The following is an 18,085-nucleotide window of genomic DNA, read 5'->3' on the forward strand; positions in this document are numbered from 1 at the left end:
ATATTAATGAAACTCCAATAATAGATGAATTAAGAAAATCTTTAGAATTAGCGATGAAAAGTATTAACGAAAATTTTTTATGGTATAAAATCATTGCCTTAAGGCCACTTTGGTTTTGGCTCGTATCTTAGCCTTTTTCTTTTTTAAACATCACTCAATGTAAATTAATGGAAGGATAATAATATAGATGGATGCATTACCAATTTATGCCGCACTTGGTGCGTCAACAACATGGGCAATTGCTGCAATAATCGCTTATTCTCCTACACGATCTTTGGGTGCTTTTACATTTGTTAAAATTCAAGTCTTGAGTTGTTCTATTTTAGTATTAAGTTTCTGCTTTTTAACGGATAGATTTAATACTATTGATTGGGGGTATTGGCCTGCCTATTTAGTTAGTGGAGTAGTTGGTGTGCTAATAACCAATATTTCGCTTTCGGTATGTGTTCGACGTGGAGGTCCTAGGCGAGCAGCACTACTTTCGACTTCTAAAGCTTTATTCGCCGCTGTTATAAGTTTTGTTTTTTTGGGAGAAAAAATGAGCATCGAAAGTCAACTGGGGTGCATAGTCGTAACTATTGGGATTATTGTGGCAATTGTTTTGAATAAGCCCCACAAGAATAGTCATGTGCTCGAATCTGTAGATGGCTCTATCTCTATTATTATCGGTACTGGATTACTGGCAGGGTTTTCGCAAGCGATAGGTATCTTAGCTCTAAAAAAACCAATTTTGGAGGGATTGGATCCTATTATGGCCGCAGGGATACGTCTATCAGTATGTTCAGTTGCTATTATCTGCTTTGATATTCTTAGGCAGGAACCAATATTTCCAAAGTTGGAAAATAATAAGGTGATGGCTCTAGTAGCAATTTTGCCTGGCTTTATGGGTTATGTCGTTGCTGCAGGGCTTTTGCTCTATGCTGTCGGACAAAGAAACTCTGCTGAAATGTTTATTTTGAGCTCGCTTTCACCAATCCTAATTATACCTTTTCAATGGATAATAACTCGTCAGAATATAGGTCTGGGTGTATGGCTGGGTACTTTTTTAGTAGTAGTAGGAACGTATCTACTTGTTAAAAGTTGAATAGAAAATAAGTGTGCCCGCTAACTCAGTGTGAACTTGCAACACTACCGATTGAGTTATTTAGAGATGAAGTTCTAATCGATGGATTATTTGTTCCCAATAAGGAGCTATCTAAGAAATCCCCAAGCCGTGGCTTAGGGATCTGTATAAGAAACAGTTCAATGCCTGCTTCTATAAAAGGCTTATGCTTCTTGTGCTAAAACTTCAAAGCAGTGATCTGCGGCCTCTAATGTGGCCTCAATCTCTTTGCTACCGTGAGATAGGGAAGTAAAGCTTGCCTCGAATGCAGAGGGAGCGAGGTAAACGCCGCGCTCTAACATCAGATGGAAGAATTTTTTGAAGCGTTCGATATCACATTTAGCAACATCTTCATAGCGAGTTACACTATCTTGCTCAGTAAAGAAAAAACCAAACATGCCACCAACTTGATTGATGACTAATGGGATGTTGTGCTTATCAGCAAGCGCTTTGAAACCCTCTGCAATTTGTTGGGTTGTGGAAGCCAAGCGTTTTTCATTACCTTCTTGCTTGAGTTCGTTTAGACAAGCAAGACCCGCTGCCATAGCAACAGGGTTCCCAGATAATGTTCCCGCTTGGTATACCGGCCCTGTCGGGGCGATATGTTGCATAACTTTCTTGCTGCCACCAAAGGCACCTACAGGCATTCCTCCACCGATGACTTTGCCGAGGGTAGTGAGATCAGGCTTTACGCCGTAATATTCTTGAGCTCCGCCCAGAGCTACGCGAAAGCCAGTCATAACCTCATCGAAAATGAGCAAAGCGCCGTGCTCGTCACAAAGTTTGCGTAGCCCATCATGAAATCCATCGATTGGGGGGATACAGTTCATGTTCCCAGCAACAGGTTCAACGATAATACATGCGATATCACCTTTATTTGCATTGAACAACTGTTGGACAGAGTCTAAATCATTAAAGGTCGCGGTAAGTGTATGTTTAGCAGAATCTTCTGGTACGCCAGGTGAACTCGGCTGCCCTAAGGTCAGTGCTCCGGAGCCTGCTTTGACAAGTAGACTATCAGCATGGCCATGGTAACAGCCTTCAAATTTAATGATCTTATCACGTCCTGTATAGCCTCTGGCGAGTCGGATCGCACTCATCGTTGCTTCCGTTCCCGAACTAACCATACGAACTTGTTCCATAGAAGGAACTAATTCTCTCACTAATTCGGCCATGGCAATTTCTGTTTCCGTTGGCGCACCAAAGCTTAATCCCCTTTGAGCTGCGTCAATGACTGCTTGACGAACAGTGGAATTGTTGTGTCCGAGAATCATAGGACCCCATGAACCGACATAATCGATATATGCTTTCCCATCAGCATCAAAGATTAATGGCCCATCAGCACGCTCAACAAAGATAGGTGCGCCGCCCACTCCATTAAAGGCGCGAACTGGAGAGTTCACCCCGCCAGGAATCGTATCTTGCGCTTTTTCAAATAGTTCCGATGATTTGGTCATAGAATATCCTCTTTATCATTGCTCAGACCAATGTGGGCTGCATTGTACCTTTCAAGCTGGATCGAATAAAATGTTTTACGACACATTCTGACTACTTTTACATCAATTGATATGCAATAGGGACAAAAAGTGCGTCGAAAAATGGTGAATACTTGAACGCATGGCTCAGGTATTAGATAATTAAGAAAGTAGAAAGTATACATCCGTCAACGCTGTTGTCGGAAAGGAGACTGAGAGAGGTCATCGTGAGTGAAGTAAATATCCCCCTAACGTTTTCAGATGCAGCTGCCCAACGTGTTGGTGCTCTAATTGCTGAAGAAGAAAACCCAAACCTAAAACTGCGAGTCTACATTACTGGTGGAGGATGTAGCGGTTTTCAGTACGGCTTTACATTTGATGAGTCAGTGAACGAGGGTGATACAACGATCGTTAACAGCGGTGTGACCTTAGTTGTTGATCCTATGAGCTTACAATACTTAGTCGGTGGGCAAGTCGACTATACCGAAGGTTTAGAAGGCTCTCGTTTTTTCGTCAACAATCCTAATGCTACGACCACGTGTGGCTGTGGTGCCTCATTTAGCGTTTGATGTAAAAAGTGGTCGTTTAGCGGCCATTTTTCCTTTTTTGATTCCTTTGCCAGATAACTTGAAAAAAGTTCACTATCCTACAGCGTTACTGTTCTCTAACTCGTTCTTTTAACGGCGTTCTGAATTCCCAATCTTGAAGTCACTTGGGTATAAGCCTCATAAGTTATATCCTTTAATAAGCATTTGCTGAGAGAATGACTTATCTGTATTTATGTTTTCGGGCGGGGTTATGGTTACTTCCTTCTTGCATAGACTATTGGCTTATAAACCTTATTTGGTATCAATGTCATTGTTCATTCTTCTGTGTGTATGGATTGGTGTCGGTAATACCAGCGATGATGCAGTTTTAGAGTCTTCTACCGTTCAACCTCCCCCTCTGGTCAAAGTCTTCATTACACGATTCACTGCTCAATCAACATACAAAGAAATAGAGTTATATGGGCGCTCTGAGGCGCAAAAAAAAGCAACATTGAGTGCCGAAATTGCAGGTAAAATTAATCAACTCTACGTAAAAAAAGGTGACTGGGTTGAGCTTGGTGAGTTGATAGTGAGTATCGATAAAGGAGATCTTAAATCACAACTCAATACGGCAAAAGCGTTACTGAAAGTTAAAGAGAAAGAATATCGAGCGGCTAGAGCATTGCAAAAAAAAGGACTGAGCGGTGAAATTGCATTTGCCAATGCGCAAGCACAGTTAATAGAAGCTAACTTTCAGGTCAGCAAAGCAGAACTCGCCTTAAAAAATACCGAGGTAAAAGCCCCATTTTCAGGCTTTGTGAATGATTTTAGTGTTGAAATCGGTGATTTTGTTGCGCGTGGGGATCCCATCGCTTCATTGGTTGATTTAAGCAAATTAGTCATCATGGCTGATGTTAATGAAAAGAACATTCATGAAATTGAGCTAGGACAGGTTGCCTTGGTGCGTTTACTTGATGGAAGCGAGAAACAAGGTACGCTGATTTATATTGCTCGAACATCGAATCCATCCACAAATACTTTTCCAATCGAGATTGAACTTCCGAATCCAAACCATCTTGTTTCTGCTGGTGTGAGTGCGGAAATAAATTTGCGTTTGGGTAGAGAAATGGCAATAAAGGTCACGCCTTCAGTGCTCGCACTTAACGAAGCTGGGGATATTGGTATTAAAGTCGTTGAGAGTGATTACGTAAAGTTTGTTCCCATCCGTTTGTTAAAGGCTGAAAGTGATGGCGTTTGGCTCATGGGAATGGGCGCTTACGCGGACATAATTACCCGTGGTCAGGGCTTTGTACGAGATGGCGATCAAGTTATTGCCATTTCGGAGTAGAGGTAGGGCGTATGTTTTCTCTCATTGATGCCTCTCTCAACCGAGCACGTTCAATGATGGTGATGCTGGTATTTATCATGATTATGGGCAGCATTATCTACACCATCATACCCAAAGAATCGAGTCCAGATATTACAATTCCGGTTATCTATGTATCTGTTGATCATTCTGGTATCTCTCCGATGGATGCAGAGCGTCTTATCGTACGGCCATTAGAGCAAGAATTGCGTGCGATAGAGGGAGTCAAAGAAATGACCTCTACAGCAAGGGAGGGGAACGCTTCAGTTATGCTGGAGTTTGCTGTAGGGGCAAATTTAGACACGGCTCTCATTGATGTGAGAGAAGCTGTAGATCTTGCTAAGCCCAAGTTGCCAAATGATAGTGATGAGCCTTCGGTTAATGAAGTGACCTTAGCCTCTCAGGAGCCAGTTCTTTCGGTGGTTTTTTACGGTACCGTACCTGAACGTACTTTGGTTCAAATAGCGAGGAGCTTTAGAGACAACCTCGAGAGTTATCGGCAAGTTTTATCGGTTGATATTGCCGGAGACAGACAAGATATAGTCGAGATACTTGTCGATCCACTGCTCATGGAGAGCTATCAATTAGATCAGAGTGATATATATCGTTTGATTTCACTGAATAATCGTGTTGTGGCGGCTGGATTTACTGATAATGGTTTTGGACGTTTTTCGGTCAATGTGCCGTCCGTATTCAACTCGCTTAAGGATATTTTGGAGCTGCCTATAAAAGTTGATGGTAAACAGGTGGTTACTTTTGGTGATATTGCAGAGGTCAGGCGAGCTTTCCGCGATCCAGATAGCTATGCGAGGTTTAATGGTGAGCAAGCCGTCGTTCTTGACATTAAAAAGCGTGCTGGAGAAAACATTATAGAAACCGTGGAGCTTGTCAAACAAGAGATAAACAAAGCGAAGTCTCTTTCTTCATGGCCTGAAAATTTAATGATCGAATACACTTGGGATCAATCTGAAGATGTCCAAGTCATGCTAAATGATCTGCAAAACAATATCTTATCTGCAATTATTTTGGTGGTGATTGTCATCGTTGCTGTTTTGGGTGGGCGCACTGCCTTTTTAGTTGGTGTTTCAATCCCAGGCTCATTTCTCACCGGGCTTTTGATGCTTTCCCTATTTGGTTTAACGGTCAATATCGTCGTTCTGTTTTCATTTATTATGGCTGTAGGTATGCTTGTTGATGGTGCGATTGTCGTGACTGAATTTGCTGAAAGACGAATGCAAGAAGGGGTACTGAGAAGTCACGCCTATCGCGATGCGGCGAAGAGAATGGCTTGGCCTATCATAGCCTCGACCGCAACGACATTATCTGCTTTTGCCCCTTTGCTTTTTTGGCCCGATGTGACGGGGGAGTTTATGAAGTATCTTCCTATCACGCTTATCGCTACCTTAAGTGCTTCTTTGGTTATGGCTCTTTTAGTTATTCCTGTCCTTGGGAGTTTAATTGGCCAACCACAGCAATTAACAGCGAATCAAAATAGGGCGATGAAATTACTCCATGATGGCAATATGGAGGATCTGACGGGTTGGACACGACTCTATTATCGAACTTTAAAATTAGCGATAGCTCACCCAATTAAAATTCTACTGCTAGCAATAGCGGTTACTGTTTTAGTCGGGCTTTCCTATAATAGAGCTGGTCTTGGGGCTGAATTTTTCCCCGAAGTTGATCCTCCGTTTTTTACTTTAAAAGTACGTGCATATGGGGATCTTTCTCTGGATGAAAAAGATCGAATAATGAGGGATATAGAAGCAATTATTGTCGATACCGAATATTTGAGTGGTTTTTATACCAAGACTGGAGGAAAAAATGAAATTGGGCAGATTCAAATTACTCCGGTTGATTGGCAATATCGAGTGAGTGTTCGCGATATTATTAAAGAACTTAAGAAAAAAACCGATCAATATGCTGGTGTCGAGATAGAATATAAGTTTCCCAAGGCTGGTCCTCCGAGTAAAAATGATCTGATTATCCAGCTCTCTTCGATGTCCTTTGATGACCTCAATCTCAGTGCTCGCTTAATAAGAGATTGGGCTTCGAACTATGCCTCTCTCGAACAAATAAACGACAGCGCGCCAAAGCCGGGTATTGACTGGCAAGTTGAGATTCGTCGTGATGATGCTTCTAGGTTTAATGCGGACACCACTATGGTGGGGAATACGATTCAATTTATGACCAATGGCCTAAAAATTGGCGGATATTTACCTGATGATGCTTCAGAAGAGGTAGATATTGTTGTTCGTTATCCCGGAGATAAGCGTGACATAGGACGATTGGAAAAGCTCAGAGTTAAAACAGAGGGCGGTTTAGTCCCAATCATAAACTTTGCAGATATCGTTGCTGAACCGAAACAAGGGTCAATCAAACGTGTTAACGGGCAGCGGATTATTAACGTGAGTGCCGATATTAAAGAAGGATATAATCTTGCTTTGGAGCTACCTAAAATAGAGCGTGCAATTAACCAGCTAAATTTACCTAGGTCAGTTTCGTTTACTCTTCGAGGACAAAACGAGGAACAAAACAACTCATCAGAGTTTTTAAAGCACGCGTTTATTGTTGCACTTGCTGCCATTGCACTCATTCTTGTCACTCAATTTAATAGTTTTTACCAAGCATTTTTAATTTTAAGTGCGATTGTATTTTCGACGGTTGGCGTCTTTATTGGTCTGCTTGTCTTTCAAAAGCCCTTTGGCATTATCATGTCAGGAATTGGCGTCATTGCCTTAGCGGGCATTGTTGTGAATAATAATATTGTCTTCATCGACACATATAACCATCAGATAAGTCGTGGTTTGAGAAAAAAAGAAGCCATCCTACGCACGGGTATTCAGCGCTTGAGACCAGTATTGCTGACTACTGTAACCACTATTTTAGGTTTATTACCTATGGTGCTCGAAATGAACATCGACCTTATCCATCAGAAAGTTGAATTTGGTGCGCCCAGTACTCAGTGGTGGTCTCAACTTGCCACTTCGGTCGTAGGAGGATTAGCATTTGCGACTCTACTCACTCTAATCCTCACTCCTTGTCTATTAATGATTCAACGTGAAAAGACGGTCGAAAAGGACCGATGAGCCCTGCTTGAGCAGGGCATCAATTAGGGCTTTGCGAGCAATTCACTATAGCGTGATAGCTTTGCAAGACGAAGCTTGGCGTTTGCTATGTAGGTGGTTTTGGCTTTCCCTGTTAATGACTTCGATTGCGGCAACTTCACCGTTCGCGGGTTTTTGTGCACTCCGTGAACTAAAAATTCGTAGTGCAAATGGGGACCTGTTACGCGCCCTGTTCCCCCTAACGTGCCTATAGTCTGACCTTGTTTGACACGCTGCCCCGTTTTTACCTTACGTCTTTTAAGATGTAAGTATTTGGTTATATATGTATTACTGTGTTTTATAAAAACATAATTACCGTTGAATTGGTTATAGCTTGATTTTATAACAAGACCATCACCTGCTGCCCAAATCGGTGTACCGACGGGTGCTGCGTAATCGGTACCTCGGTGAGCTCTCACTTTTCCTGTTACAGGATGGCGTCTACTGGGGTTAAAGTTTGAGGATACACGGCGAAAGTCCAAAGGCGAGCGCAGAAACGCTTTTTTCATGGCCCGTCCATTTTCGTCATAATAATTACCAGTGGCGTCATCAAGAATTGCTTTGAAGGTATCTCCCTGATTGGTAAATATGGCCGCAATGATTTGACCACGGCCAATGACTTCACCTTCAACGATTTTTTCCTGATAGAGGATTTTAAAGCTATCACCTTTACGAATATCAAGGGCAAAGTCGATGTCCCAGCCAAAAATTCCAGCCAGTTCCATTATTTGATTGGGAGTCAGACCAGCACTAACACCTGCATTCCAAAAATTGGATTGAATATTCGCCTCAGCATAATTGAACTGGTAGTTAACTTTCTTCTGTTCAACTCTAGATGTGTAGCCTGGTGATGACTTTGTTATTAAAAAGGTTTTATAAGGGCTCAGTTGGCGTTTTATCTGTACTAACTCGTGCTGCTCATCAAAACCAAGTTGAAATTTATCTCCTGGTTTCACTCTCGTTAATTGCTCTTGTATTTCTTTACTCGTTGACGTTAATTCGTAGAGTAATCTTGATGACAATCCAGCTCTTTGAAATAGAAGAGCCATACTGTCGCCGGGACCGATTTTATATTCTTCCCAGCTCAAGAAGGAATGAGTTGGTTCATTTTTTTCGATAGATAGCTGCTCACTATTTATTTCTATCGGGTAAGCCTGACCTATTTGATACACCGTTTCACTTTGACGCAAATCAATGGGGGCGGGTAGAAATAGACTCGCAATGATGATGACGCTTAATAAAGTAATAAGAGCTCGATGCATCAGTGGTAATCGAGCGAAAATAGACAGCATTTTATGTCCGTTTTTTGAAATTATAGAAAAAAGCTTAGCTGATTAGTCTAACTGGTTTCAAAAAACATCGCTATTCAAGTAAGATGTCAAACTAACAAATTTTTGCCAAATCTGTGGGAGTGAACAAGAATGGCGAGCATTGAAGCTGCACTAGCCGAGATTAAACGCGGTGTTGAAGAGCTAATTCCAGAAGAAGAGTTGATCGCGAAACTGAAAGAAGGGCGACCTTTACGGATAAAATTAGGTGCGGATCCAACAGCGCCTGATATTCATCTCGGACATACAGTGATTTTCAATAAGTTACGCTTGTTCCAAGAATTAGGGCATGAGGTGACGTTCTTAATTGGTGATTTCACTGCAATGGTTGGTGACCCGACTGGGAAAAATAGTACCCGCCCTCCGCTGAGTCGGGAAGATGTCCTTAAAAACGCAGAGACATACAAAGAGCAAGTCTTCAAGATTCTTGATCCTAATAAAACCAAGATTCAGTTTAACTCGGAGTGGCTCTCTGAATTAGGTGCAGAGGGCATGATTCGTCTTGCAGCAAATCAAACTGTAGCTCGAATGCTTGAGCGTGATGACTTCAAAAAACGCTATTCTGGTGGTCAACCTATTGCTATTCATGAGTTTATGTACCCGCTGCTTCAAGGGTGGGATTCTGTAGCAATGGAAACGGATGTCGAATTGGGTGGCACAGACCAAAAATTTAATTTGCTTATGGGAAGAGAGCTGCAAAAATCTAATGGACAGAAGCCGCAGGTTGTATTGATGATGCCGCTCTTAGTTGGCTTAGATGGTGAGAAAAAAATGTCTAAGTCAGCCAATAACTACATTGGTATCAGTGAAGCCCCAAGCGAAATGTTTGGTAAAATCATGTCAATTTCTGACGACTTAATGTGGGACTACTACGATCTCCTCTCATTTCGTCCGCTTAGCGAAATTGCTGATCTCAAAGCATCTATCGCTCAAGGTCAAAACCCGCGTGATGTGAAAGTTTTACTAGCAAAAGAAATCATTGCTCGTTTTCATTCAGAAGTTGATGCTGATGCTGCTGAACAAGAATTTGTTAATCGTTTCGCTAAAAATCAAATTCCTGAAGAAATGCCAGAGTTTAATTTTACGTTAGGAACGCCTGTCAGTAACCTTCTTAAGGATGCTGGCTTATGTAGTTCGACTTCAGAGGCTATGCGTATGGTAAAACAAGGCGCTGCTAAGATCGATGGTGAGAAAGTAGCGGATGCCAAATTTACTCCAGAGCAGGGAACGTATGTTTTTCAAGTCGGAAAGCGAAAGTTTGCTCGCCTCACAATAGGCTAGTCAGAGAGCGTCCCAGCGGGGCGCTTTTTATTGTCTATCACTTTTGACACCATTTTGACTTTGCAACTCTCTATTTTTTGCTAGTATCCTCGCGCTATCAAATTGATAGCTCATTCGGAGATTTTTATGAACAATATCGACCATCCTCCAAGTATCAGGGGGGAAAATTAGATCACTTTGGTATCGTTCATTAATCAGGCTTTACCATTGCGGTAGAGCGTATTTCTCAATTATCACATTTTCCCCACACAGTACTGAAGAGTCTGACTCGAACTCAGCCATCGCATTATATTATTGTTAAACCGAATTTGAGTTTGTTGTCGGATGGTCGTTACCTTTGCCAATCGGGAGATTCGCCATGACGGTAATGCAAGAAACAAATATCGATACAGCCACACAGTTTTCCCATCAGGAAATTTGTGCGGCCCACTGCGCTTTTTTAAAGTACTCACAAGGCCAACAAATCAGATTACTGACGGTAATGCCTCTTGAAGAAGCTGTCGCAATTCTGAAACGTTGCTCTTTAGAAAGTGTACAGAATTTAATTAACAAGCTAGATAAAGAAGGGCAAGACAAACTAGCTCGTCATTACGCTCATCAGCTCGGTCTTATTCATTCAGAAGCAGAGAGTGCCAAAAGTTATTTACAAACATCGGTTTTCAATCATGTGCGGCAGCGAATTGGATGGATTATCGCACTTGCACTGTTAGGTATCGTGTCGGGTTTGATTATTCATCAGTACGAAGATACGTTAAGTCAATTGGTGTTATTGGCTATTTATATGCCTGTGATCGCTGCTGCAGGAGGGAATACAGGTAGCCAAGCTGCAACGCTTGTTGTTCGTGCTCTTGCTACTGGTGAGTTAAAAAAACGTCAGTGGCTTGCTGTGTTCTGGAAGGAAATTCGAGTGGCGATTTTTCTTGGTATTGCCATTGCGAGCGTGATGTTGGCTAGAGTCATGTTGTTTAGTGATGGTGCTTCAACAGGCGGTTTTGAACTTCATTTGATTGCTCTTGCTATTGCGTTTGCTCTTTTTATTCAGGTGACAATGTCAACCACACTCGGTGGTTTGCTACCTATCGCAGCCAGAGCTATGAATCTCGATCCTGCAGTACTGGTGAGTCCGGTACTAGCCTCTATTGTTGATATCTCAGGGATGTGGATCTATTTCACTGTGGTCAATCATGTCTTGGGGATTGCTTGACTGAATTTAACCACTTCTTGATAAAACATCTTTTCGAATTGGATAATGGGAGCAACAGTTTTTTTCTTGTTGCTCTGTTTTATTGGATAATAATCGGTAACAAACTGGATGAAAAGTGTGGTGGGCCGACCATCTTTATCGAGACCAAAGCCTGCCATATTATGACTACCATAAAGGGAACCACTTTTGGCTATTATTTGCCCTTTTATCGGCGCTTTACGCATACTCTTACGGTACTTTAAGGTCCCGCTTTGACCTGAATATGGCATTAATTTTATTAATCCTAGCTGTTTGTCATTTTGCCAAATGTAACGCAGCACATTTGCCATATTCTGTGCACTGAAGCGATTATTACGAGACAATCCTGAGCCATCCGCTAATGGCGTTTGCTCGATATCAATGCCAGCTCTAGAGAATAAGATTTGTTTTATCGCTTCAATTCCATTATCAAAGCTTCCGGGTTGGTGATAAAAGTGTGCTCCAAGGGTCTTGGTCAAGTTATCGGCGATAAGATTGTCAGATTTTTTGAGCATGGCTTCAAGCAACTCATCCAATGAAACAGATTGGTGTACAGCGAGCGTTCTGCCTTGTGTGGAGGGAGTTCCTACTTTTACCTCACCTGAAATCGATAATTGTAATTGATTAATAAGACCACTGGTAATACGTTGTGTGTAGAGTGCAGGGTTTTGTACTGCAAACTTAAGTGGTAGTGGTTTTTTTCGTTGAGATAAACAGCCTTGGAGCTGGTAATGGTTTTCTTGTGATGATGTGAGTTCGAGTTTGCAAAGGGTCGATTCTTGTTCTGTTTTTGACACTGACTTTGCCAGCGTTGATACATAAATAGGTTGGTGTTCAGGTACATAAACTCTAGTGCTACCGTTTTTTTGGGTATAAATAGAAGCCTGAACACAGTTATTATCTAAGGTAATTGCGCTTGCTGGCGCGCTGTAGCACACGCCTAAGATATCCCAAGGCCATCCTACAGCTCTGTCATAGCCACTAAAAGCGGTATTGTCTAACCATATATTATGGATCTTTTGGTGTTTGGGTATTGATGAAAGGAGCTGCTTCAAATCTTTGTTGGTGAGAGTAGGATCACCACTAAAATGAATGACAAAATCGTTGTTATGCTGGGTAAGTCGAGTCTTAAATCGAAAGCTCTCTTTAAGTTCCAATTTTGCTGCTAATGCGGTCACCAGTTTTAAGGTACTTGCTGGGGGGAAAAGTTGATTCTGGTTTTCTGTATTTTGATAGCGTACTGAATCATTGAGAGATTCAATTAGCGTCGCAGAGCGCGTAGAATTGGGAAGCTTATCAACAAACGTTGATGCATGTATCGCATGAGCAGTCACTACTGACATTAAAATAGCAGAACATACACAGAGTGAACGCCACATAAGACAAAATACCGAAAAAATGAATCGCCTCTTAGTATAACGGTTAAAAAAAACGCCTGCTAGAGAGCAGGCGTTTGATTCGATGTTTATCTCGAAAAATTAGAAGTCGTAACGTAGACCTAGAGCAACTTCGTCGTCTGCCATTGCTTTAGTGATGTTGTTGTCCGTATCTTCATCAAGTAAGTTGAAGTTATAAGACACATATCCACGGAAGTTTGGCTTGAAGTAGTAAGTTGCATCAACAGCGATATTGTCTGCTGTATCATATTTATTACCGCCTTCGACCTTGTCACGAAGCTTGTTGTAGGTAGTAGTAAATACAGTCTTATCCATTGTGTATGCTGCAGCGAATTCGTAACCTGTTTTATCTACTTTATCAGAGCCATTTTTCAACTTGTCTTGGCCATCAACATAGTTAGCTGCGAAGTAGAAATCACTGATTTCATAAGAAGCCGCTAGCATATATTGGCTACGATCAAGCAGTGTTGATGCTACTGTTGCGTTTTTGAACTTAGTTACGTACTGGTTACCGTCTGCATAACCTGCACCCAGTTTCACACCTGAATCACCGATAGCGTAGACAGTTGATAGAGAGTAGCCATCTGCATCATTGTCATCAAGGCTATCTTTTGAGTTTGATGATTCTTTGGCATCAGCAAAGCGATAGCTAGCTTTTACGCTTAAATCGTCGAACTGGCCTTTGTATGTCAACATGTTATCCGTACGATCGGCAATCGCGATTTTGTACGCTGCTGAGTTACCGTGGTACGCCATGATATCAGTAAAATCAGTGATTACGCCTAGAGCACCTTCGTTTTTACCGTAAGTGACTTCACCAAAGTTACCGCCGATACCACCGTATAGATAACGGTTTGTTACGCTATCTTCGCTAGAGTCTGTATCACGGCCTTTTTCATTAGAGGTAAACTGACCCTCGTAAAAACCGATACCATAGAGGCTATCTGTGATTTGAGTCTTTCCTTCGATGTTGACGCGCACGCGAGAGTTATCCTCTGCTTTGCCATCTTTCATTGCCATACGAGCTTCAGCACGGCCGCCCAGTGTAAGAGATGTACCGTCTTGATTATATAGCTCGGCTGCATTTGCGCCTGATGCTACTGCAGCAGCAGAAACTGCTAGAGCGATAATTGTTTTGTTCATCTTGTAAGTCCTAATTTACTGTCCATAAATGGTTTTGAGCTAACTCGTGCTCACTCTGATAGTGTTCGGTCTAGGGCATGAGGTAATAACTTGATAGCAAACCACTTGCATATCGAACGCCACAGAATCTTTGGTGAGGAAAGTTTTACAGCGAAAGTTCCATTCCTTGTTAGTAAAACAATATAAATATCAAACGTGAACAATGTTTTATTTTTTAAAAATAAAAATCAAACATATGATAAATAAGGATTTAAATGGCATTTTTTTACATTGTTGACTTTTTTGTTATTTATTTTTTTTTATTTTTTTTGTATTCGTTGAGTTAATTTTTCTTCATGATTTATTGGTTTTTATAAGAGGTAGGATTCTTTTTACTGTTGATCTATATCACAAAAAATTATTAGAGTGATCTATACGCAAAGTTTGTTTACACTAGCCTAAATTAGAAATTAAACTCTTCTTCCTAATCGACTGATTAGGTGAAATTATTTTGTCCGAAGGTAAGCTTTGGAATGAGGTAAGTAATGGAAAAAGTCCCAATGACATTGCGCGGAGAACTTAAACTCCGCGACGAACTTGATCGGTTGCTAAAACTGCGACCTAAAATCTCTGAAGCGATTGCAGAGGCCCGAGAGTTAGGTGATTTAAAAGAAAATGCTGAATATCATGCTGCACGTGAAGAGCAAGGTATTTGTGAGGCGCAGATACGCGATATTGAATACAAGCTCTCCGTTGCTCAGGTCATTGATGTGACAAAAATGGACAACACAGGTAAAGTGATTTTTGGTGCTACCGTAACTCTAATTGATTGCGATACGGAAGATGAAAAAACTTACCAAATTGTTGGAGATGATGAGGCTGATATCAAATCTGGATTGATCTCGGTCAGTTCCCCTATTGCACGTGGGCTGATAGGTAAAATGGAAGGTGATGAAGTCGTTATTTCTACGCCGGGCGGAGACAGAGACTTTGAAATCGACAGTGTCCAGTATATCTAGAACTGAATAGATTTTGAAAAGGTCGCGTCAGCGACCTTTTTTTTATCTTCCCACGAGACTACTTTCTCGGTAGCTCAATTTTACGTTCTTGTGATTGACGGAACAGAACTAGGGTTTTGCCTATTACTTGCACTTTCTCCGCTTTTGTTTCGCGAATAATAGCTTCAATAATTAGATTCTTAGTTTCTCGATCTTCTGATGCGACTTTGACTTTAATCAGCTCGTGGTGATCGAGCGCAATCTCAATTTCTGCCAGAACAGCCTCAGTAAGTCCATTAGCGCCTAGTAGCACTACTGGCTTTAGACTATGGGCAAGGCCTTTCAGATGTTGCTTTTGTTTGGTGCTTAAGTTCATTATGCGGCCAATTTTCTTTATATTTAGGGTTGAAAACTGATATTTTAACGCCATCTTATGCTGAAGACTATTATTTATTGGGCTCGTTGCCCTGATATTTGTTAGGTAACAAATGAGCAAACAAAAACACTCTGCTAGCTCTGGCCGTTGGCTAAAGGAGCATTTTGACGATAAATATGCAAACGAAGCTCGTAAAAAAGGCTATCGCTCGCGTGCTTATTTCAAAATAGAAGAGATCCAAAATAAAGATAAGTTACTAAAACCTAATATGACAGTGGTTGATTTGGGAGCTGCTCCCGGTGGTTGGTCACAATTTGCTGCTAAGATTGTAGGTGAGAAGGGGCAAATCATCGCGTGTGATTTGTTACCGATGGATCCAATCTCCGGTGTAAGCTTTTTACAAGGTGATTTCAGAGACGAAGCTGTTCTTGATGCATTGTTAGAACGCATTAGTCCTGAAATGGTTGATGTTGTGATGTCTGATATGGCTCCAAATATTGCAGGCAATAACAGTGTTGACCAACCAAGAGCAATGTATTTGGTTGAACTTGCGCTTGATATGTGTAGACAAGTCTTAGCTCCCAACGGAAGCTTTGTTGTCAAAGTATTCCAAGGTGAAGGATTTGATAATTTCGTAAAAGAAGTCCGAGAGTTGTTCAAAGTCGTAAAAGTAAGAAAACCTGACTCTTCGAGAGCTCGCTCACGAGAAGTCTTTATTGTAGCCACTGGTTACAAAGGTTAACGGTTTCGTACGTATATGGAACTATTAACACTATAGCTACAGGGTATAATCTGTAGTACCCTACCTTCAATTACAATTAGTTATCGAGAGGCTTACACCTTGAGTGACATGGCAAAAAATTTAATTCTGTGGCTAGTGATCGCCGTCGTATTGATGTCGGTTTTCAACAGCTTTGGTCCAGGAAACAGTAACAACACAGTGGTGGACTACACCAAATTCGTAAAAGAAGTTGGTCAAGGTCAGATTCAGGAAGCAACATTTAAAGGCGATGAAATCACTTTCTTGCGCCGTAGCGGTGGCACACGTCATGTGACTTACATGCCTGTCCGAGATGAGAAGCTCCTTGATGATTTGATCAAGAAAGATGTAACCGTCAAAGGAACCCCGCCGGACGAACCGGGGCTACTGAGCACGATTTTCATCTCTTGGTTCCCAATGCTGCTTCTTATCGGGGTGTGGATCTTCTTCATGCGCCAGATGCAAGGTGGCGGTGGTAAAGGCGCTATGTCATTCGGCAAGAGCAAAGCACGTATGATGAGCGAAGAGCAAATCAAAACAACGTTTTCTGATGTCGCTGGCTGTGATGAAGCAAAAGAAGACGTTGCTGAACTCGTTGAATACTTGCGTGACCCAAGCCGATTCCAGAAACTGGGTGGCAAAATACCAACTGGTGTCTTGATGGTAGGTCCCCCTGGAACAGGTAAAACATTGCTTGCTAAAGCTATCGCAGGTGAGGCAAAAGTACCGTTTTTCACTATTTCAGGTTCAGACTTCGTCGAAATGTTCGTTGGTGTCGGTGCCTCTCGGGTCCGAGACATGTTCGAGCAAGCTAAAAAAGCAGCGCCGTGTATTATCTTCATTGATGAAATTGACGCAGTTGGTCGTCAGCGTGGAGCAGGTGTTGGTGGTGGTCATGATGAACGTGAACAAACACTTAACCAAATGCTGGTAGAAATGGATGGGTTTGAAGGCAATGAAGGCATAATTGTTATCGCAGCCACAAACCGCCCTGATGTTCTAGATCCTGCGCTCTTGCGTCCTGGGCGTTTTGACCGTCAAGTCGTTGTTGGTCTGCCTGATGTGCGCGGCCGTGAACAAATACTTGATGTGCATATGCGCAAGGTCCCTCTTGCAAACGATGTGCAGCCCTCGTTGATTGCACGTGGCACGCCAGGGTTTTCAGGTGCAGACTTAGCAAACCTTGTCAATGAAGCGGCTTTGTTCGCTGCTCGAGGAAACAAGCGTAATGTATCTATGGTCGAATTTGAACTGGCCAAAGACAAAATCATGATGGGTGCTGAGCGCCGCTCTATGGTCATGTCAGAAGATACTAAAGAGTCTACCGCTTATCATGAAGCCGGACACGCGATAGTAGGTCGTCTGGTCCCAGAACACGATCCTGTGTATAAAGTATCTATTATACCTCGTGGCCGCGCGTTGGGTGTGACCATGTATCTGCCTGAGCAAGATCGAGTAAGTATGTCACGTCAGCATCTCGAGTCTATGGTTTCAAGCTTGTATGGTGGTCGACTTGCAGAAGAGCTGATATACGGTGTAGACAAGGTCTCAACTGGTGCATCTAATGATATCGAGCGAGCTACCGATATCGCGCGTAAAATGGTTACTCAGTGGGGCTTTTCAGATAAGCTCGGTCCTCTTCTCTATGCAGAAGAGGAGGGTGAAGTATTCTTAGGGCGTAGCGTTACTCAGACCAAACATATGTCGGATGAGACTGCAAAACTGATAGACAATGAAATACGTCAAATAATCGATCGCAACTATGCTCGCGCTAAACAGATTCTTGAAGAGAATATGGACATAATGCATGCCATGAAGGATGCGTTAATGAAGTACGAAACGATTGATGCTGGTCAGATTGACGATCTTATGGATCGCAAATCCGATATCCGTGAGCCAGCGGGTTGGTCGGATAAAAATACAAAACCAAGTTCTTCTGGTGATAAAAAGTCCGAAGAAACAGTTGATACCACAAGTGAGTCATCTGTAGAAACAGCAGATAAAAACGACTCTGAGTAAGTAAC

14 protein-coding genes are annotated in these 18,085 nt (G+C 42.1%); 9 read left to right on the forward strand and 5 right to left on the reverse strand.

From position 1 onward, the window contains the following. Positions 1-187 precede the first annotated feature (187 nt). Positions 188-1,084 (forward strand): DMT family transporter, encoded by an 897-nt coding sequence (locus RH40_RS13690; RefSeq protein WP_009602157.1) that lies wholly within the window; start codon positions 188-190, stop codon positions 1,082-1,084. Positions 1,085-1,266: 182 nt separating this feature from the next. Here the strand turns inward: RH40_RS13690 and hemL are convergent, their stop codons facing one another. Beyond that, positions 1,267-2,559, reverse strand: coding sequence for a glutamate-1-semialdehyde 2,1-aminomutase (gene hemL / locus RH40_RS13695; RefSeq protein WP_009602158.1), 1,293 nt, complete (start codon positions 2,557-2,559; stop codon positions 1,267-1,269). Between the two features lie 245 nt (positions 2,560-2,804). On the opposite strand from hemL, the gene erpA reads away from it, so the two are divergent. From erpA to RH40_RS13710, 3 genes are all read left to right on the forward strand, one after another. Further along, on the forward strand, positions 2,805-3,146 hold the full coding sequence (gene erpA / locus RH40_RS13700) for an iron-sulfur cluster insertion protein ErpA (protein WP_004742653.1): 342 nt from the start codon (positions 2,805-2,807) through the stop codon (positions 3,144-3,146). Between the two features lie 229 nt (positions 3,147-3,375). Continuing rightward, positions 3,376-4,452, forward strand: coding sequence for an efflux RND transporter periplasmic adaptor subunit (locus RH40_RS13705; protein WP_039954734.1), 1,077 nt, complete (start codon positions 3,376-3,378; stop codon positions 4,450-4,452). Positions 4,453-4,463: 11 nt separating this feature from the next. After that, positions 4,464-7,559, forward strand: coding sequence for an efflux RND transporter permease subunit (locus tag RH40_RS13710; protein WP_009602165.1), 3,096 nt, complete (start codon positions 4,464-4,466; stop codon positions 7,557-7,559). Positions 7,560-7,582: 23 nt separating this feature from the next. On the opposite strand, the gene shyC is transcribed toward RH40_RS13710, so the two are convergent. Next, a complete protein-coding gene (gene shyC / locus RH40_RS13715) occupies positions 7,583-8,869 on the reverse strand; it encodes a peptidoglycan DD-endopeptidase ShyC (RefSeq protein WP_009602166.1) in 1,287 nt (428 codons plus the stop codon). A 129-nt stretch (positions 8,870-8,998) separates the two neighbouring features. Between shyC and tyrS the strand changes: the two genes are divergently transcribed. Next, positions 8,999-10,186, forward strand: a complete 1,188-nt coding sequence (gene tyrS, locus RH40_RS13720) for a tyrosine--tRNA ligase (protein ID WP_009602167.1) — start codon at positions 8,999-9,001, stop codon at positions 10,184-10,186. 358 nt (positions 10,187-10,544) lie between these two features. Next, positions 10,545-11,390, forward strand: a complete 846-nt coding sequence (locus RH40_RS13725) for a magnesium transporter (protein WP_009602169.1) — start codon at positions 10,545-10,547, stop codon at positions 11,388-11,390. Here the strand turns inward: RH40_RS13725 and dacB are convergent. Next, complete coding sequence (gene dacB, locus RH40_RS13730; protein WP_241209897.1) at positions 11,369-12,751, reverse strand: serine-type D-Ala-D-Ala carboxypeptidase; 1,383 nt, start codon at positions 12,749-12,751, stop codon at positions 11,369-11,371. The two genes, RH40_RS13725 and dacB, sit on opposite strands and share 22 nt — an antisense overlap. A gap of 135 nt (positions 12,752-12,886) precedes the next feature. Beyond that, positions 12,887-13,948: a porin gene (locus RH40_RS13735; RefSeq protein WP_009602171.1), complete on the reverse strand. Its 1,062-nt coding sequence runs from the start codon at positions 13,946-13,948 to the stop codon at positions 12,887-12,889. A gap of 524 nt (positions 13,949-14,472) precedes the next feature. Between RH40_RS13735 and greA the strand changes: the two genes are divergently transcribed. Next, positions 14,473-14,946, forward strand: coding sequence for a transcription elongation factor GreA (gene greA / locus RH40_RS13740; protein ID WP_009602172.1), 474 nt, complete (start codon positions 14,473-14,475; stop codon positions 14,944-14,946). Positions 14,947-15,004: 58 nt separating this feature from the next. Here greA and yhbY read toward each other — a convergent pair whose 3' ends face one another. Beyond that, positions 15,005-15,301 carry a ribosome assembly RNA-binding protein YhbY gene (gene yhbY, locus RH40_RS13745; protein ID WP_009602173.1) on the reverse strand — a complete coding sequence of 99 codons (297 nt, stop codon included), beginning with the start codon at positions 15,299-15,301 and terminating at the stop codon, positions 15,005-15,007. Positions 15,302-15,413: 112 nt separating this feature from the next. Here yhbY and rlmE point away from each other — a divergent pair, with 112 nt between their 5' ends. Both rlmE and ftsH read left to right on the forward strand, forming a co-directional pair. Continuing rightward, a complete protein-coding gene (rlmE, locus tag RH40_RS13750) occupies positions 15,414-16,043 on the forward strand; it encodes a 23S rRNA (uridine(2552)-2'-O)-methyltransferase RlmE (protein WP_009602174.1) in 630 nt (209 codons plus the stop codon). A 108-nt stretch (positions 16,044-16,151) separates the two neighbouring features. Continuing rightward, positions 16,152-18,080 carry an ATP-dependent zinc metalloprotease FtsH gene (ftsH, locus tag RH40_RS13755; RefSeq protein ID WP_009602175.1) on the forward strand — a complete coding sequence of 643 codons (1,929 nt, stop codon included), beginning with the start codon at positions 16,152-16,154 and terminating at the stop codon, positions 18,078-18,080. Positions 18,081-18,085: the final 5 nt, after the last annotated feature.

The sequence above is a fragment of the Vibrio caribbeanicus ATCC BAA-2122 genome (genome assembly GCF_000165125.1).
Taxonomy (GTDB): domain Bacteria; phylum Pseudomonadota; class Gammaproteobacteria; order Enterobacterales; family Vibrionaceae; genus Vibrio; species Vibrio caribbeanicus.

Excerpts from the sequence above, each read along its gene's own strand:
- yhbY (WP_009602173.1), bottom strand. The coding sequence starts at position 15,301 with ATGAACTTAAGCACCAAACAAAAGCAACATCTGAAAGGCCTTGCCCAT.
- RH40_RS13705 (WP_039954734.1), top strand. The coding sequence starts at position 3,376 with ATGGTTACTTCCTTCTTGCATAGACTATTGGCTTATAAACCTTATTTG.
- RH40_RS13710 (WP_009602165.1), top strand. The coding sequence starts at position 4,464 with ATGTTTTCTCTCATTGATGCCTCTCTCAACCGAGCACGTTCAATGATG.
- greA (WP_009602172.1), top strand. The coding sequence starts at position 14,473 with ATGGAAAAAGTCCCAATGACATTGCGCGGAGAACTTAAACTCCGCGAC.
- tyrS (WP_009602167.1), top strand. The coding sequence starts at position 8,999 with ATGGCGAGCATTGAAGCTGCACTAGCCGAGATTAAACGCGGTGTTGAA.
- rlmE (WP_009602174.1), top strand. The coding sequence starts at position 15,414 with ATGAGCAAACAAAAACACTCTGCTAGCTCTGGCCGTTGGCTAAAGGAG.
- shyC (WP_009602166.1), bottom strand. The coding sequence starts at position 8,869 with ATGCTGTCTATTTTCGCTCGATTACCACTGATGCATCGAGCTCTTATT.
- hemL (WP_009602158.1), bottom strand. The coding sequence starts at position 2,559 with ATGACCAAATCATCGGAACTATTTGAAAAAGCGCAAGATACGATTCCT.
- RH40_RS13735 (WP_009602171.1), bottom strand. The coding sequence starts at position 13,948 with ATGAACAAAACAATTATCGCTCTAGCAGTTTCTGCTGCTGCAGTAGCA.
- RH40_RS13690 (WP_009602157.1), top strand. The coding sequence starts at position 188 with ATGGATGCATTACCAATTTATGCCGCACTTGGTGCGTCAACAACATGG.
- ftsH (WP_009602175.1), top strand. The coding sequence starts at position 16,152 with ATGGCAAAAAATTTAATTCTGTGGCTAGTGATCGCCGTCGTATTGATG.
- dacB (WP_241209897.1), bottom strand. The coding sequence starts at position 12,751 with ATGTCAGTAGTGACTGCTCATGCGATACATGCATCAACGTTTGTTGAT.
- RH40_RS13725 (WP_009602169.1), top strand. The coding sequence starts at position 10,545 with ATGACGGTAATGCAAGAAACAAATATCGATACAGCCACACAGTTTTCC.